General features: G+C 64.4%; 12 protein-coding genes and 1 tRNA gene. 5 read left to right on the top strand and 8 right to left on the bottom strand.

The genetic code is table 11. The features are described 5' to 3' along the window. Positions 1-40 precede the first annotated feature (40 nt). The 5 genes from GJ654_RS11105 to trxA form a co-directional block, all read right to left on the bottom strand. On the bottom strand, positions 41-1,357 hold the full coding sequence (locus GJ654_RS11105; RefSeq protein ID WP_155446223.1) for an ammonium transporter: 1,317 nt from the start codon (positions 1,355-1,357) through the stop codon (positions 41-43). Between the two features lie 21 nt (positions 1,358-1,378). After that, a complete protein-coding gene (locus GJ654_RS11100; RefSeq protein ID WP_155446222.1) occupies positions 1,379-1,717 on the bottom strand; it encodes a P-II family nitrogen regulator in 339 nt (112 codons plus the stop codon). 132 nt (positions 1,718-1,849) lie between these two features. Beyond that, the gene (locus GJ654_RS11095; protein ID WP_155446221.1) at positions 1,850-2,065 is read right to left on the bottom strand and encodes a Trm112 family protein; all 216 of its coding nucleotides are present in this window, start codon (positions 2,063-2,065) and stop codon (positions 1,850-1,852) included. 9 nt (positions 2,066-2,074) lie between these two features. Continuing rightward, a complete protein-coding gene (locus GJ654_RS11090; RefSeq protein ID WP_155446220.1) occupies positions 2,075-2,746 on the bottom strand; it encodes an LON peptidase substrate-binding domain-containing protein in 672 nt (223 codons plus the stop codon). A 9-nt stretch (positions 2,747-2,755) separates the two neighbouring features. Beyond that, on the bottom strand, positions 2,756-3,664 hold the full coding sequence (trxA, locus tag GJ654_RS11085; RefSeq protein ID WP_155446219.1) for a thioredoxin: 909 nt from the start codon (positions 3,662-3,664) through the stop codon (positions 2,756-2,758). A gap of 211 nt (positions 3,665-3,875) precedes the next feature. Here trxA and GJ654_RS11080 point away from each other — a divergent pair. Further along, positions 3,876-3,950: transfer RNA gene (locus GJ654_RS11080), tRNA-Gly, on the top strand. A gap of 155 nt (positions 3,951-4,105) precedes the next feature. Here the strand turns inward: GJ654_RS11080 and GJ654_RS11075 are convergent. Then, a complete protein-coding gene (locus GJ654_RS11075; protein ID WP_155446218.1) occupies positions 4,106-4,324 on the bottom strand; it encodes a hypothetical protein in 219 nt (72 codons plus the stop codon). A gap of 272 nt (positions 4,325-4,596) precedes the next feature. On the opposite strand from GJ654_RS11075, the gene GJ654_RS11070 reads away from it, so the two are divergent. Then, complete coding sequence (locus GJ654_RS11070; protein ID WP_155446217.1) at positions 4,597-4,992, top strand: hypothetical protein; 396 nt, start codon at positions 4,597-4,599, stop codon at positions 4,990-4,992. Positions 4,993-5,172: 180 nt separating this feature from the next. On the opposite strand, the gene GJ654_RS11065 is transcribed toward GJ654_RS11070, so the two are convergent. Further along, entirely contained in the window at positions 5,173-6,450 is a 1,278-nt protein-coding gene (locus tag GJ654_RS11065; protein WP_155446216.1) for a hemolysin family protein, read from the bottom strand. Between the two features lie 72 nt (positions 6,451-6,522). After that, on the bottom strand, positions 6,523-7,116 hold the full coding sequence (locus tag GJ654_RS11060; RefSeq protein ID WP_196305514.1) for a TetR/AcrR family transcriptional regulator: 594 nt from the start codon (positions 7,114-7,116) through the stop codon (positions 6,523-6,525). A 115-nt stretch (positions 7,117-7,231) separates the two neighbouring features. Here GJ654_RS11060 and GJ654_RS11055 point away from each other — a divergent pair, with 115 nt between their 5' ends. The 3 genes from GJ654_RS11055 to GJ654_RS11045 are packed head-to-tail and all read left to right on the top strand — an operon-like array spanning position 7,232 to position 12,072. Next, entirely contained in the window at positions 7,232-8,242 is a 1,011-nt protein-coding gene (locus GJ654_RS11055; RefSeq protein ID WP_246664697.1) for an HlyD family secretion protein, read from the top strand. Next, positions 8,239-10,944 carry a ribosome-associated ATPase/putative transporter RbbA gene (rbbA, locus tag GJ654_RS11050; protein WP_155446213.1) on the top strand — a complete coding sequence of 902 codons (2,706 nt, stop codon included), beginning with the start codon at positions 8,239-8,241 and terminating at the stop codon, positions 10,942-10,944. The genes GJ654_RS11055 and rbbA overlap by 4 nt, the downstream gene beginning before the upstream one ends. Next, positions 10,945-12,072, top strand: coding sequence for an ABC transporter permease (locus tag GJ654_RS11045; RefSeq protein ID WP_155446212.1), 1,128 nt, complete (start codon positions 10,945-10,947; stop codon positions 12,070-12,072). Positions 12,073-12,293 lie beyond the last annotated feature (221 nt).

Here is a 12,293-nt window from a genome sequence, read left to right as displayed (position 1 = left end):
CGCCGATCGGTTCACAATTGAACGCTTGCGACCAAGACGGTCAAGCGTGCAGCGATTCCCCGTGCAGGGCGAGGTCGAGGCCTTCGCGCTCCTGGTCCGGGCTCGCGCGCAGGCCGATGACGAGATCGACGAATTTGAGCACGATGGCGGTGCCGAGCGCGCACCACAGCCCGACGACGAGCACGCCGACGCCCTGGACCATCAGCTGATGCCAGTTGCCCTCGATCAGGCCGGAAACGCCCGGCTGTCCGTCGGCGGCGCTCACGGACGCGGTGGCGAACACGCCCGCCAGCAAGGTGCCCAAAACGCCGCCGACGCCGTGGACGCCGAACACGTCGAGCGAATCGTCGTAGCGCAGTCTCATCTTGAGCACGGTCGAGGCCCAGAAGCAGATGAAGCCGGCGAGCAGGCCGATCACCGCGCCATGCCAGGGCAGGACAAAGCCCGAGGCCGGGGTGATCGTGCCGAGACCCGCAACGGCGCCCGAGATCAGGCCGAGCACGGAGGGTTTTCCGCGCTGGGCCCATTCGATGCCGCCCCACACCAGCGCGCCGGCGCAGGCCGAAAGATGCGTTGCGGTGATGGCGTAGACCGCGCGCGAGCCGACCCCCAGAGCCGAGCCGCCATTGAAGCCGAACCAGCCCACCCAAAGCAGCCCTAAGCCGACGAAAGCCATGGACAGGTCATAAGGAGACAGGTTTTCGCGGCCATAGCCCATGCGGTTGCCGACCATCAGCGCGGCGATCAGGCCGGCAATGCCCGCGTTGATGTGCACGACGGTGCCGCCGGCGAAGTCGATCACGCCGAGAGTCTGCAAGAAGCCGTTGCCCCAGACCCAGTGGGCGCTGGGAATGTAGACGACGAACAGCCAGAGCGCGGCGAACAGGGTGAAGGCCGAGAATTTCATCCGGTCCGCCGCGGCGCCGCCGATCAGCGCCACTGTGATGATGGCGAATGTCATCTGGTAGATGCAGAACAACAGTTCTGGAATGGTCTTGGCCAGCGGGCTGATCGTGTCGAGGCCGATGCCGCTCAGGAACGGGGCGGAAAAGTCGCCGATCCAGGCGCCGTCGCCGCGGAACGACAGGCTGTAGCCGATCCCGAACCACAGCAGCGACACCAGCGCCGTCGCCATCAGGCTCTGCGCCATGGTCGCGAGCACGTTCTTCTTGCGCACCATGCCGGCGTAGAACAGGGCCAGACCCGGCAGGGTCATCATCAGCACCAGCGCGGTCGAAAAAATCATGAAGCCGGTGTCGCCCGCGTCGATCTTCGCATCGGCCGCCAGGGCGGGCGTCGCGCAGCAAAGCATTCCCAGCGCCCCGGCGACGCCGGGGCGGGCAAGATACTTTTTCATGGGGAGGGCCTTTGTTCGCGGTCAGACCGCGTCGTTGTCGGTTTCGCCGGTTCGGATGCGCAACGCGTGCTCAATCGGGCTGACGAAAATCTTGCCGTCGCCGATCTGGCCGGTGCGGGAGGCCGATACGATGGCTTCGAGCGCCGACGCGACCTGTTCGTCGCGGACGACGATCTCGACCCGCAGCTTCGGCAGGAAGCTGACCATATATTCGGCGCCGCGATAGATTTCGGTATGGCCCTTCTGCCGGCCATAACCCTTGGCCTCGCTGACGGTCATCCCGTCGATCTTCAATTCCAGCAGGCGTTCTCGGACTTCATCGAGTTTGAAGGGTTTGATGATGGCGGTGATGAGCTTCATGACGGGGACCAGAAAATAGCCGTTATGCCTGACAGGTATGCGCAAGCTGTGCCATTTTTAGGCACAGTCAGCGTGAGAGTCATGCGCAAATTTTAACAAGAATGCTGGCCTGCCAGGCAAATCGCTCAATAATCAGGCGGCATCATCCTCGAGTCGGCGCGCTTCTTCCGGCAGCATGATCGGAATGCCGTCGCGGATCGGATAGGCGAGGCGCGCCGCCAGCGACACCAGTTCGTTGCGTTCGGCATCGAAGCGCAGCACGGTCTTGGTCAGCGGGCAGACCAGGATCTCCAGCAGGCGCGGATCGATGCCGGCGGCGCCGGCGACGGATTTTCTTTCCTCGGTCATTTCAGAATCCTATTGCAGGGGGCGATCGGAATGGGTGGCGCGCGACAGGGCGATTTCCGCCAGCGCGAGCAGCAGGTCGGCGCGGCCCGTCAGGCCCGTGGTTTCGAGCAGCGCCTGCTTTTCCGAGGGGTTGAACGGGCCGATCATCGAGAACACGGAGATCATGTCGAAATCCGGCATGGCCTCGATGTCCTTGCGGGCGATGTCGAGTTTCAACGCCTTGGCGAGGTCGAAGGCGATGACGTTGAGTCCATCGCGACGCTCCGGCGAGATGGTCTCCTCGGGAGCGAAATCGTCCGAAAATTCGGAAAAATCGACGCGCGCCCGGCGGTAGGGGGCCTCGACCGGCAGTTCCTCGACCAGCCGGAAGCGCGCGATGCCGCTGAGCACGACAAAATAGCGGCCGTCGCCGGTCTCCGACATTTGCGTGATGCGGCCCGCGGCGCCGATGGGGCGAAGCGGCGGCGTCTCGCCCGGCGCCCCATCGCGGTCGTCGCGCGGCTGGATCAAGCCGATGATCCGTTCGGCGCGCATGGCGTCGTCGAACATGGCGAGATAGCGCGGCTCGAAAATGTTCAGCGGCAATTGTCCGCCCGGCAGCAGAATGGCGCCGGTGAGCGGAAACAGCGGCAATTCGTCGGGAAGCTCCGTCGGCGCCCGGTAGGGTTTGTTCATCCCCATGGAGGCTCCTCAGGAAAACAGCAGCGACGACAATTGCCGGCGCGCGGCGCGGGTGGCCGGGTCGGCCGGGCCCCAGCTGTCGAAAAATTCCAAGAGCAGTTTTCGCGCGGCTTCGTCGTTCCACTTGCGGTCGTGCTTGATGATCACCAGCAGCTCCTGCGCCGCCGCCTCGCGTTTTCCGGCCGCATTGAGGGCGACGGCGAGGTCGTAGCGCGCCGGATGGTCGTGCGGCGCGGTTTCGACGCGCGCCAGCAGCAACGCCATGTCGCCGACCCCGCCGGCCTTTTCTTCCAGCGCCAGGGCGGCGCGGGCGGCGGCCACGGCGGGGGTGTTGGCGTGTTTTTCCGGGATTTGCGCGAGAATCGCCTTGGCCTGCTCCGAATCGCCTTGCGCCAGGGCGCAGCGGGCGAGGCCGGCGAGCGCCGCAGGCTGCTCGGGATCGTTTTGCAGAATCTGCGCGAATCCCGCTTCGGCCACGGCGACCTGCCCGGCCTCGAGCAGAGCCTGCGATTCGGCGAGCAGGGCTTCCACATCGACGCCGCCGGGGCCGAGCAGGCGCTGAATAAAAGCTTTGATCTCGCTTTCCGGCAAGGCGCCGGTAAAGGCGTCGGCCATCTGGCCCTGGACGAAGGCGACCACGGCCGGCACGGACTGGACGCCCATTTTCTGCGCGATCTGCGGGTGTTCGTCGATGTTCATCTTGGCGAGACGCACTTTTCCGCGCGCCTCGCGCACGATTTTTTCCAGGCGCGGGGTCAGCTGCTTGCACGGCCCGCACCAGGGCGCCCAGAAGTCCACCAGCACGGGGCGGTCAAACGATTCCTCCATCACCTCCGCGCGGAATCCTTGCAGGGTGACATCGACGATATCGGGCCTTTGCGGCGCCATGGCGGGGGAGGGCGATTGCGGGCCGGGCATGAGGCATTCCATTGGGTGCAGGGACGGATTTGCCGGCTAAAATGGCGGCGCGCCGGCCCTTTCGCAAGTTTTTTGGCGCGGAGGGGCCCCAATTTTATCGCCCAGGTCCCGAGAGACAGGTTTTGAAAAAAAAGTGGTCACGGCCCTGTTGCAATGTCCAAAAGTTTGCGGCATATAGCCGTCATGCCGCGGCCAGCGGCGCTTGACGGATGCGGGTGTAGCTCAGGGGTAGAGCACAACCTTGCCAAGGTTGGGGTCGAGGGTTCGAATCCCTTCGCCCGCTCCAGTCAAAACAAGGGGTTAGACGACCTCGCCCAACCCAGGGCAAAAAAAGTCGCCAACCAGAAAGAATCACGCGGTCGAGAGGGTCGTCACGGGCTTGCCGCAATGGCGGCCGCGACAGGTCTTGCCCGTTATCAGGAATTTGGTCGGGAACGCAATTCAGGCTGACGCCCCGTGATCCACGTCGGAGAAAATTCTCCAGAGCTTGTCGCATTCGAGCTGCAGACCTTCATCGCCGCGCACGAAAAGAAAGCGTTCAACGGAACCGTCGGAGCGCCACCGGATGCGGATCGCAAATGGTTGCGCGATACCTGCGCCGAATGCCTGCGTACGGCGCCGCAACCGTCCGCTCGGATCGGGAAGGAACGGGGTCGCCAAGATGCTCCCAGCGCCGGCGAGGGCGGCCAGGCCGCTTGACCGCCGGCCAGCCGATTCAGGCGAGACTTATTAAGGCGCAAGGCCTTCGTGACGGCGCGTCTCGAGCCGGAGGCGCGGGCAAGCCCGTAAAGATTAGCGATCATTTTGCGCAAATTTTCTTCAAATGCATAAAATGCAACGAAGCGCGTTGGTCGTCCCTTCGTATCTGACCATCAATTCTCCGTGTGCGTGCGGCGCACGTTTTTCGCATCGTTTTTCTTCCGAGAAGACCCATGAACAAGACCGACTCCCTCCAATCGAACGAACCGCAGACCAAGCTGACGAAGCCTCGTTCCGAGGCGCCATCAACGAGCGCGGCCCCGAAGGAAACGAAACAGTTGATCGCGGTTGCAGCGATGGCGCTGGGTCTCGCGGGCTGGCTTGTCTCCTCGGCGCAGGCGTTCAATCTGTGGCCTTCCGAAGCCAATTTCGCCGCCGCGTGCGAGCGAAATCAGCTCAAACATGCGTATTCCAATTATTGCGTCGACGACCGCCGCATCGTCCATAGGCTCGCGCCAGACGGAACGACGTCCAGGCCCGGCTTTGACTGGAACGTGAACAATGCCGCTGTTGTCAGGGCCGAAGCGGCGGTGCGTTATGCGCGTCGCTCACAAGCCGTTGAACACTAGAGCGTTTTCGAGCGACGTGGATGCCGGTTCGCGTGAAGAAAACGCGTAGAAACAAAAACCCAGCGCCCGTTCGGTGAACGGGAGTTCACTGAACGGGCTCTAGACTTCGACGGAAAAGCGCCCGTCGGCGTAGCCGCGGCGGGCGGTCGCCATTTGAGGACGCGCGCTCGCGCTCGCGCGTCAGTGCGTCTTGCGTATCGCCAGGACCTTGTCGATGCGGCGTCCGTCGAGATCGACGACCTCGAATCGCCAGCCGGCGATGTCGACGTGTTCGCCCGCGGCCGGCAGGCGGCGCATGGCGTGAAGGATCAGGCCGGCCATGGTTTCGAATTCGCCCTGGGGCAGACGAAAGCCGAGGTGATCCGCGACTTCGTCCGCAGGCGTGGCCCCGGCGATCAGCCAGGAGCCGTCGGCGCGGCGCAGCATTTCATGCTCGTCGGCGCTGTCGTCCGAGCGGAAGGCGCCGGCTATGGCGTCGAGCACGTCGGCCGGGGTGGCCAATCCCTCGAACTGGCCATATTCGTCATGCACCAGCGCCACCGGAACCTCCGCCGCGCGCAGCGTCGCCAGGAGGTCGAGCGCATCGAGTCCTTCCGGCACGATGGGCGCGGGTTTGAGCAGCGCGCGCAGGTCGATGGGGCCGCCGCCGAGCGCCGCGTCGAGCACGTCCTTCACCTGCAACACGCCGAGGAATTCATCCGGCGAATTTTCGGAGACCGGCAGGCGCGCGTGGCGCGCCTTGCGCAAAGCCAGGAGGACCGCGGATTCCGGTTGCGATAGATCGAGCCATTCGACCTCGGTGCGCGGCGTCATCAGCGACCGCGCCGTGCGGTCGCCCATGCGCAGCACGCCGGAGATCATGCGATGCTCGTCGCGTTCGATCACGCCGGCGCCGGCGGCCTCCGCCATCAGCGTCTTGATTTCTTCTTCCGTCACGGCGCGCGAATCGGCGGCGGGCGCGCCGAAAAGCCTGAACACCAGACGGGTTGAGGTGTCGAGCAGCCAGACCAGCGGGGCGGCGACGCGCGAGATCATCGCCATGGCCGGCGCGACGATGCAGGCGATGCTCTCGGGATCGCGCAGCGCCAGTTGCTTGGGGACGAGTTCGCCGACCACGACCGACAGATAGGTGATGGCGCCCAGCACCAGCCCGAAGCCGGCGGGTTCGGCGATCCAATTGGGAATGTCTTGCGCGCGCAGAAAACCCGTCAGGGCCGCGCCCAGGGCCGCGCCGGAAAAGGCGCCGGCGAGCACGCCGATGGAGGTGATGCCGATCTGCACCGTGGATAGAAAACGGCCGGGCGACTCCGCGAGCCGCAGGGCCGCGCGCGCGCCGGCGCGGCCGCTGTCCGCCAGTGCGGAAAGCCTCGATTTTCGGGCGGAGACCAGCGCAAGTTCGGACAGGGCGAAGACGGCGTTGAGCGCGATCAGGCCAATCGCGATGGCAAGTTCAAGCAAGTCTTCTGCGCAGGCCGGCGGTCGGCCTCCTCTGGTGAGCGTCTGGCAGCATAGACCGAACCCGGGCGGGCGTCACTCCGGCGTCGCCGCGCGGGCGCGTCGCCTCGCCTCCGCACGCGTGAGGCCAAGGGCGATCAGAATCCGCTCGGCCGCCTCCATGCCGGCCTCGGCCGCGCGCTCCGGGCGCTCCAGCGTCGAGGCGATGACGCCGATGGTCGCGCCCGAAATGAAATTCACGACCGCGTCCAATTGCGCCTCGGGAAAATCGTAGAAACCGCGCGCGCGGCCGTCGCGCAGGTCGGCCAGGGCCTGTCCGGTCCAGATTTCGCGCAAGGCCGCGGCGCTGAAGCCGAAACGGAGGATGAACCGTCCGACGGCGGGGTCGCGCGCCGCGTAGAGAACATGCAGCCTTATGCCCGTAGCGAGGCGCTGCGCCGGTTCGTCCAGGCCCGCGATGGCTTGCTCCACCTGCGCGCTCATCTGCGCGGCGAGTTGCACCGCGACGGCGTCGAACAGGCCCGCGAGGTCGTCGAGATTGTTGTAGATCGTTCCGCGCGCGACGCCTGCGGCCTCGGCGAGCTCCTTGACATTGACCTGCGTGGCGCCGCGCTCGCCGAACAGTTTGAGGGCGGCGCGGAGAATCTGGCTCTGGGCGGCTGTGGTCATCGACATGCCCCGGCGAAGAACAGCCTTATAGCATTTGAACACTTGTGTTCAAAGTGGCCGCCGCCTATCATGGATTAAGCTTCGATGCACGGGAGTTCTGGCTATGCGCCACGGGATGAGCGGGCTTTCACGGCAAATGGCTGTCGCCCTGGTGGCCGCGCTCGCAATTTTTCCGCCCGCCGCCACGGCGAACGAAAAGCTCGACGCGCTGATCGAAAAGTTCCACCCGAAAGCGCTGCCGGGCGGTTTTGCCTCGGCCAATGGCCGGCTGGAGTCGGAGCAGGTGGAAATCGCCACCAAATTGCCCGGCCGTATCGCCGAGGTGCTGGTCAAGGAAGGCGAGGCGGTCGATCAGGGCCAGGTGCTCGCGCGCATGGACGTCGCCGACGTTCGCGCGCAATTGAGCGCGGCGGAAGCTTTGGAGCGCCGCGCCCAGCAGGCCCGCGCGCTGGCCGAGGCCGTCATCGCCCAACGCGAGAGCGAACTCAAACTGGCGGAACAGGAATGTGCTCGCGCGGAAGCCTTGTTCGACAAAGGGTTTGCGACCGCCGCCCTGCGCGACCAGCGTCAGTCCATTCGAAACGTCGCCTTCGCCGCGCTCAACGCCGGAAAGGCCAGCCTGAACGATTCCGTCGCCGCCATAGACGCGGCGCGCGCGGAAATCACGCGCATCAACACTCTGCTCGACGACAGCGCGCTCAAAGCGCCGCGGCGCGGCCGCATTCAATATCGGCTGGCGCAGGCCGGCGAAGTCTTGGGGGCGGGATCGCGGGTGCTCACCCTGATCGACCTCACCGACGTCTACATGACCGTGTTCGTCCCCGCGCATGTGGCCACCCTGCTCGCCTATGACGATGACGCGCGGCTGATCATCGACGCCATCCCGCAATATGTCATTCCCGCGAAAGTCTCCTTCATCGCCAGTGAGGCGCAATTCACGCCCAAGGTGGTGGAGACGCTGGAGGAGCGGGAAAAGCTGATGTTTCGCGTCAAACTGACGCTGCCGCCCGACCTGCTGCGCAAATACGAGCAGGAGGTGAAGACGGGCGTGCGCGGCATGGCCTATCTGCGCATCGACCGCAACAAGGACTGGCCTGACGCGCTCAAGGTCAAGCTGCCACAATGACCGATGTGGCCGCCCTCGAAAACGTCACCCATGTCTATGGGCGGACGCGGGCGCTCGACGGGGTCTCGATAAAACTTCCCGCCGGGAAAATGATCGGGCTGATCGGCCCGGACGGGGTGGGCAAATCGACCCTGCTGGCGCTGGTGGCCGGGGTGCGGCGCATCCAGAGCGGAAGCGTGACGGCGCTCGGCGGCGACATGGCGGACGCGCGCCACCGCGCCGCTTGCGCCGCGCGCATCGCCTATATGCCGCAGGGGCTCGGCAAGAATCTCTATCCGACGCTGTCGGTGTTCGAAAATCTGGACTTCTTCGGCCGGCTGTTCGGGCAGGGCAGGGCGGAGCGCGAGGCGCGAATCGCGGACTTGCTGGCGTCCACCGGCCTCGATCCGTTCCCCGACCGTCCCGCCGGCAAATTGTCCGGCGGCATGAAGCAGAAGCTTTCGCTGTGCTGCGCGCTGATCCACGATCCCGACCTGTTGATCCTCGACGAGCCGACCACGGGGGTGGACCCGCTGTCGCGTCGGCAGTTTTGGGATTTGATCGATCGCATCCGCGCGCGGCGGCCCGGCATGAGCGTGGCGGTCGCAACGGCCTATATGGAGGAGGCCGAGCGCTTCGACTGGCTCGCCGCGCTGAACGGCGGAAAGGTCATCGGCGCCGGCGCGCCTGCCGAACTGCGCGCGCTGACCGGCGAGAAAACACTGGACGCCGCCTTCATCGCGCTGCTGCCGCCGGAAGCGCGGGTCGACCATCGCGCCGTCGTCCTGCCGCCGCTGAAGGAAGGCGAGGGGTTCGCCATCGAGGCGGAAAACCTGACCTGTCGCTTCGGCGATTTTACCGCCGTGGATCACGTCAACTTTCGCATAAGGCGCGGCGAGATTTTCGGCTTCCTCGGCTCCAACGGCTGCGGCAAGTCCACGACGATGAAAATGCTCACGGGCCTGCTGGCGCCGACCGAAGGCGAGGCGCTTCTGTTCGGGCAAAAGCTGGATGCGGGCGATACGGCGACCCGCCGGCGCGTCGGTTACATGTCGCAGAATTTTTCGCTCTATTCCGAACTCACGGTGCGGCAAAACATGGTGCTGCACGCCCAATTGTTCGAATTGCCGGAGCCCGGCGCCTCCTCGCGGGTGAAGGAGATGCTGGAGCGGTTCGATCTGGAGGGAGTTGCCGACCAAAAGCCGGAAAGTCTGCCGCTGGGCATGCGCCAGCGCCTGCAACTCGCGGTCGCGGTGCTGCACAAGCCCGAGGTCCTGATCCTCGACGAGCCGACCTCCGGCGTCGATCCGGTGGCGCGGGATTCGTTCTGGCGTCTGCTGATCGGCCTTTCGCGCGAAGACGGCGTGACCATTTTCATCTCCACCCATTTCATGAACGAGGCGGAGCGCTGCGACCGCATTTCGCTCATGCACGCGGGCAAGGTCTTGGCGGTCGGCGCGCCCGCCGCGCTGGTGGAGGCGCGCGGCAAGCCTGATCTCGAGCAGACGTTTATCAGCTATCTCGAAGGGGCCGCCGATTTCGCCGAACCGAAGGAGCTGGGTTTTGTCGCGGCGCGCGCGAGCGGCGAAAAAATTCGCCGCTTCGATCCCGCGCGTCTCTGGGCCTATGCGCGCCGCGAGAGCATGGAAATTCTCCGCGATCGTCTCAGGCTGGTCTTCGCCTTCGTCGGCCCGCTCACCCTGCTGCTCACCTTCGGCTACGGCATTTCCTTCGACGTCGAGAACCTCGCCTACGCCGTTTACGACCAGGACAATTCGCTGGAAAGCCGCGAGCTGCTCGAAAATTTCTCGGGCTCCCGCTATTTCAGCCAAAAACCCGACATCACCTCCGCCAGCGAAATCGACCGCCGCCTGGCGAACGGCGAGCTCAAGCTGGCGCTGGAAATTCCCGCCGGTTTTGGCCGCGATCTCGTCTCCGGGAAAAGCCCGCAGGCGGCGGTGTGGATCGACGGCGCCATGCCGTTTCGCGCCGACACCATTCGCTCCTATGTCACCGGCATTTCGCAGACCTGGCTCGCCGAGCAGCAGCGCCGGCGCGGCCTGACGGTCGCGGCCTCGCCGATCAATATCGAGACGCGCTTCCGCTACAATCAGGCGTTCAAGAGCGTCTATTCGATCATTCCCGGCGTGCTCATGCTGATCCTGATGCTGGTTCCCTCTATGCTGACGGCGCTCGGCGTGGTGCGGGAAAAGGAGGTGGGCTCCATCGCCAATTTTCGCTCGACGCCGGTGACGCGGACGGAATTCCTGCTGGGCAAGCAGGCGCCCTATGTCGCCTTGTCCTTTGTCAGTTTCGGCGTGCTGCTGGCGACGGCCATTCTGCTGTTTGGCCTGCCGGTGCGCGGCTCCGCGCTCGCCCTGATTCTCGGCGCGGCGCTTTATATTTACGCAACGACATCGTTGGGCCTGCTGTTTTCGACCTTTTTGCGCACGCAAGTTGCGGCGCTGTTTCTCACAGCCATTGTCTCGATCATTCCCGCCGTCAACTTCTCCGGACTGCTCGTTCCCGTCGCTTCGCTGTCGGAGAGCGGGCGGCTCGCTGGCCTTGTCTTTCCCTGTGGCTGGTTCCAGGAAATCAGCATCGGCGCCTTCACCAAAGGCCTCGATTTCTGGCGTCTCGCGCCCAATCTCGCCGTGCTCCTCGCCTTCGGGCTGGTTTACCAGCTTTGCGCGCTGGCGGCCCTGCGCAAGCAGGAGGTTTGAATGCTTTCCGGGCTGCGGCGCATTTTTCGTTTGAGCGTCAAGGAATTGCGCAGCCTTTTGGCCGATCCGGTCCTGCTCGCCGTCATTTTCTACGTCTTCACCGTCGCTGTGGTGCAGGTGGCCACGGGCCTGAAATTCGAGGTCGAATCCGCGCAGGTCGCCGTGGTTGACGAGGACCGTTCGGACCTGTCGCGCCGCATCGTTTCCGCCCTGCTGCCGCCCTTGTTCAAGACGGCGGATGTGATCACGCCCGCCCAGATCGATCCGGGCATGGACAGCGGCCGCTATGTCTTTGTCGTGGAGATCCCGCCGAAATTCGAGTCCGAGGCGCTGGCGGGCAAAAGACCGTCGATCCAGATCAATGTCGACGCCACGGCCATGGCTCTGGCGGGAAACGGCGCTGTGTACATCCAGCAGATCATCGCGCGGGAAGCGGCGTCCTTCCTCGCTCGATCCGACCACGCCGGCGCGGCGCCGGTCGATCTCGTCGTGCGCTCGAAATTCAATCCGAATTTGAATTCCATGTGGTTCACCGCGGTGATGGAGGTGATCAACAATATCGCCATCCTCTCGATCATTCTGACGGGCTCCGCGTTGATCCGCGAGCGCGAGCACGGCACCATCGAGCATCTGCTGGTGATGCCGGTGACGCCGCTTGAAATCATGCTGGCGAAGATTTTTGCCAATGGCGCGGTGATCGTCGGCGCCTCGCTGCTGTCATTGTTGTTCGTCGTGCATTGGGGCCTGGGCATTCCCATCCAGGGATCCGTGCCGCTGTTCGTCGCGGGCGCCATCCTGTTCATGATTTCGGTGACGGCGCTGGGCCTGCTGCTCGCCACTTTCGCGCGCACCATGCCGCAGTTCGGCCTGCTGGCGCTGCCGGTGATCATCACTTTGTACTTATTGTCGGGCAGCACCACGCCGCTTGAAACCATGCCGGCTTGGCTGCAATTCGTGATGAAATTCACGCCGAACACCCATTTCGTCGCCTTCGCGCAAGCCGTGCTTTATCGCGGCGCTGGAATCGAACTGGTGTGGCCGCAGATGCTGGTCATGGCCGCGCTCGGCGTCGCCACGCTGGCGCTGTGCCGCAAGCGTTTTGCCAGCGTCATCAGCGCGCAGGACTAGAGCTTTTTCACGTTTCATGGAGCCATGAAAAAGCTCTAGAGTCTTGTTTTGACGCGTTTTATTCACGCGAACCGGCATCTATTTCGCTCGAAAACGTTCTCATACGATTTCCGAAGGATCAATTCGGAAATCGTATTCCGCTCGCGCGGAAATCCGCCCTTCGCCTGAAGGATTTCCGCGCGATTTCGTTTTCGCGGATCGCGAAGCGATCTTGCGGAAAC

The sequence above is a fragment of the Rhodoblastus acidophilus genome (genome assembly GCF_009720655.1).
Classification (GTDB): Bacteria; Pseudomonadota; Alphaproteobacteria; order Rhizobiales; family Beijerinckiaceae; genus Rhodoblastus; species Rhodoblastus acidophilus_A.
The sequence above is the reverse complement of the archived record's forward strand: the minus strand, read 5'-3'. Positions and strand labels throughout refer to the sequence as shown.